Source organism: Streptomyces sp. NPDC002125, assembly GCF_053593715.1.
In genome coordinates, this window is the sequence record NZ_JBSFDD010000077.1 from 1 (window position 1) to 2773 (window position 2773).

1 protein-coding gene is annotated in these 2773 nt (G+C 69.6%); it reads right to left on the reverse strand.

Annotated features, from left to right (window positions below):
* Positions 1 to 2711: acyltransferase domain-containing protein (locus ACWCQM_RS40830; protein WP_450920124.1), on the reverse strand; the 2711-nt coding region annotated here is incomplete at its 3' end.
* Positions 2712 to 2773 lie beyond the last annotated feature (62 nt).

Consider the following 2773-nt stretch of genomic DNA (forward strand, 5'->3'; position numbering starts at 1 on the left):
ACCAACACGATCCGACCCGGCTGCTCCAACTGCACCGAACGCACCAGACCCCACACCGCAGACCCACCCGGATCACCCACCACACCCCGCGTGAGCACGACAAGGGGCTGGGTACCGGAATCGGAATCGGCGGCGTGCCGCTGGAGGGAGTCGAGTGCCCGCACCACCATGTCCCGTGCGGTCTGCGGGTCCTGGGCCGAATGCTCGGCCGTCAGATCGAGCACCCGCTCCGGAGTGACGGGCTCGCCGCCTCGCGATAGCGCGGTGTCGATCGGGGCCCAGTCCAGTCGGTAGAGGGAGTCCCGGACCGAAGGGCCACCTCCGGTGGCACGGTCGGCCGGCACCGAGCGCAGAACCAGGGACCCGATCTCGGCGACCGGCCGGCCCGCACCATCGGTGAGGGTGAACGACACGCCCTCCTCGCCTGTCGGGCTGGCGTGCACCCTGAGAGCTGTGGCACCGACGGCGTGCAGCGCGATGTCGTTCCAGGAGAAGGGCAGAAGTACGTGGCCGGGCTCCGCGGTCGGCGCCGCGCCGAAATTGGCCGCTTGCAGTGCGGCGTCCAGAAGCGCCGGGTGCAGGCCGAACCTGCCGGCCTCGGAGACCAGGTCGTCGGGCAACGCCAGCTCCGCGAACACCTCCCGCCCACGCCGCCACGCCGACCGCACCCCCCGGAACGCAGGCCCGTACGCATACCCCTTCGCCGCGAGACCGTCGTAGAACCCCTCGACGGACACCGGCTCCGCATCCACCGGAGGCCACTGCTCATAGCCGAAGTCCGGTGCCCGCCCCGATGCCGAGAGAAGGGCGTCGACGTGCTTCTCCCAGAGGGCGTCGGGACCGGATTCCTCCGGGCGCGAGTAGATGCGCAGGGACCGATGGCCCGACTCGTCCGTCCCGTCGAGGGCCAACCGCAACTGCAGAGCCCCATGCTCGGGCAGGGCAAGGGGAGAGGCGATGACCAACTCGTCCACGGTGTCCAGGCCGGCCTCTTCCCCGGCACGGAGCGCCAGCTCCAGGAACGCGGCCCCGGGCAGAAGCACAGTGCCGGAGACCGTGTGGTCCGCCAGCCACGGCTGGGCACGCAGCGACAGCCGGCTGGTGAACAGCTCTCCATTCGAATCCGGCAGTCCGACGACCGCCCCGAGCAGAGGGTGCCCAGCCGCGGTCTGCCCGGCGGTCGAGACGTCGCTCGTAGCGTGCGGCGCCTCCAGCCAGTAGTGCTGGTGTTGGAAGGCGTACGTCGGCAACTGGACGCGTGTGCCACCTTGTTCGCCCAGCGCGGGCGTCCAGTCGACGCGTACGCCGCGTACGTGGAGTTCAGCGGCGGACTTCAGGAATCGGTCGAGGTCACCGTCGTCGCGGCGCAGGGTGCCGGTGACCACGGATGCCACGTCCTCGTGCTCGTCCAGGATCTCCTGGACGCTGTGCGCGAGCACCGGATGCGAACTGACCTCGACGAACGCCCGGAAACCCTCAGCAACCAGCGTTTCCACGGCTCCGGCGAAGCCGACCGTGCCGCGCAGGTTCCGGAACCAGTAACCAGCATCCAGCTCCGGACCATCCAGCCACCGACCCTCGACCGAGGAGAAGAACGGCACCTCAGCCTTGCCTGGTCGCAGGCCGTCCAGAACCCTCGACAACTCAGCCTGGATCAGCTCGACATGAGAGGTGTGGGAGGCGTAGTCCACCGGAATCCGGCGCACCCTCACGCCCTCGGACTCCAGCTCTCCGAACAGGCGCTCCAGTGCCTCCACATCACCTGCGACCACCACCGACGAGGGGCCATTGACCGCAGCCAACTCGACCCCGTCAAGCAGCCGTTCGCGCACCAGGGCAGCGGGCAGACCGACCGAGACCATGCCACCACGCCCCGCCAGCCCGTCCGCGATCGCGCGACTGCGCAGCACCACGACCCGCGCCGCGTCCTCCAGCGACAACGCACCCGCGACATGAGCCGCCGCGATCTCCCCCTGCGAATGCCCCAGCACCGCATCCGGACGCACCCCGAACGACTCCCACACCCGGGCCAGGGACACCATCACCGCGAACGAAACGGGCTGCACCACATCCACCCGGCCCAACGACACCGCGCCCTCGACGCCCCGCACCACATCCAGGGCCGACCAACCACTCACCGACTCCAACACACCACTGACCAGCGAAAACGCATCCGCAAACGCCGGGGACGACTCCAGCAGCGCCGCACCCATCCCCACCCACTGCGAACCCTGACCAGGGAAAACGAACACCGTCCGGCCAGAAACATCGGCCTGGCCCGTCACCACCGAGCCGAGCTCCTCTCCACGCGCCAGCGCGGACAGGCCGTCCAGGTCATCGGCCAGGACCACCGCGCGGTGGGCGAAGGTGGTCCGTGTCGTCGCCAGTGCATGCCCGACAGCGGCGGAGCTCAGCTCGGGACGCTCCCTCACGAACGACTCAAGGCGCGCGGCCTGCCCCCTCAGCGCCCCCTCGGACGCACCGGAGAGCACCCACGGCACGACGGACGGGGCATGGACCGGGTCCGCAGATGTCTGGTCGTCGGAATGCGCCGGCGCCTGTTCGAGGATGACGTGGGCGTTGGTCCCGCTCACTCCGAAGGCTGACACACCGGCGCGCCGAGGACGGTCCACCTCGGGCCACTGCCGGGCTTCCCTCAGCAGCTCAACGGCGCCCGAGTCCCAGTCGATCTTCGAGGACGGCTCATCCACATGCAACGTCCGAGGAAGCACACCCTCCCGGATCGCCTGAACCATCTTGATGATCCCCGCAG